The sequence below is a fragment of the Enterococcus sp. S183_ASV_20 genome, assembly GCF_018919685.1.
GTDB classification, from domain to species: Bacteria; Bacillota; Bacilli; order Lactobacillales; family Enterococcaceae; genus Enterococcus; species Enterococcus faecalis.
Genome location: NZ_JAHLRI010000135.1, coordinates 1 through 1,452, shown reverse-complemented (window position 1 = coordinate 1,452; position 1,452 = coordinate 1). Strand labels below are relative to the sequence as shown.

Here is a 1,452-nt window from a genome sequence, read left to right as displayed (position 1 = left end):
GTTAAAGCCAGAGCAAAAAACTTAAAAGAGCTTGAACAATTAATCGAAGAATACCGAGTTTGCAATAGTAACTATTTGAAAGACAAAGTTGTCGAAATAGTTGGTGATGACGGTAATATTTATTTAGATAGAACAAACAATAGATAAGGAGGTATGTTCTATGAGTAAATTTTTTAGTAAAGAATACCGATATGATTTGCTCTGTTCCGCAAATATAAAAAAAGAACCGATTAATTCGGTAGAAGCCTTAATAAATTTTGTGATTGGTGCGAACAATCGGATTATCAATCAAAAAGAACAAGGGTGGATATATGCTGAAAAAGTTCGAGTGAGTGGTCCTGATGAAACGATTTTGTATGGGAAACGCGTGGATTTACCTTTACTCGAAGACAATCCTTATTTTGACAAGCTCCTTTCAGCATTTCACACTAAAAAAGTGATTCCTTTTGTGGAACTATTACCATCGTCTTTAGACAATACGCAAGAAAATCAAGATAAGCCAGAAGAGAAAACTTCAAAACTACATGATATTGTAGAATCAGAAGGAAGCAAGAAAGACAAACTTACTACTGAAGAAAGGGAAACCACTGAATTAAAAGAGCAACCAGATGAAATAGCCGATAAAGAAACACAGAAGAAAATTCTGGAACAAAAGATTCAGTTTAAAAAAGACGAGTTAGCCACATTGACCGAGGAGATTGCGACTAAGCAGGAAGAAATCAATGACTTAGAACAAAAATTAAGTACATTTTCAAAGAAGTCAGAGGGACTTTATTTATAAAAAAGAGTTTTTTATCAGCTAGTAAAAAAGCCTCTTCTAGCTAAGAAACAAGGATTACCACTTTTACTGTCAAAATGGTATACTATGAATGAAAATGGGGAGGATGTGAGAGAATGAATACAAAAAAATTAGCTGAATTAATATATTCCGTGGCCCAATATGATGGGTACAACACGTCTATTCTGCAAACACAAAAGAACCTTTCTACAAACAAGGATGAGTGGCAATTTACCAATGAAACAGATCGCTATATATTTGAAGATTTAGTTAAAGCGATTCACTATGCTAGTCAACAAAAGAAACTAACAGTTGATGTATTCAAAGGAATTAATGCACAAATGGACTCTCACAAAGAAGGACAGCCTGAAAATCCTGGAAAATTGAGGGAAAAAGTCACTATACATGTTGGCGATTATGTACCACCTAGAACAGTTACAGAAAAAATGGTTCAACGAGAACTGGATGCAGTAACAGAAAATAGTGTAGAAGACGGCTGGGCGTTGTACGCTCGTTTGGCAAAACTACAAGCGTTTGATAATGGAAATAAACGGACTGCCTTAATCTCGGCCAACTTATTTATTGGGTCTTTAACAGGAGAATCTTCTACTTATTTGACAATTCCAACTGATTTTCGAAGAACACAATTTGATGCCAATTTGATGTATTATTAC

General features: G+C 34.6%; 2 protein-coding genes. Both read left to right on the top strand.

Translation table 11 applies throughout. From position 1 onward, the window contains the following. Positions 1-160: 160 nt before the first annotated feature. Positions 161-781: a PcfA protein gene (locus KQI94_RS15990; RefSeq protein ID WP_174091593.1), complete on the top strand. Its 621-nt coding sequence runs from the start codon at positions 161-163 to the stop codon at positions 779-781. 113 nt (positions 782-894) lie between these two features. Continuing rightward, a partial coding sequence (locus KQI94_RS15985; protein WP_216454641.1) for a Fic family protein occupies positions 895-1,452 on the top strand: 558 nt, incomplete at its 3' end.

Excerpts from the sequence above, each read along its gene's own strand:
- KQI94_RS15990 (WP_174091593.1), top strand. The coding sequence starts at position 161 with ATGAGTAAATTTTTTAGTAAAGAATACCGATATGATTTGCTCTGTTCC.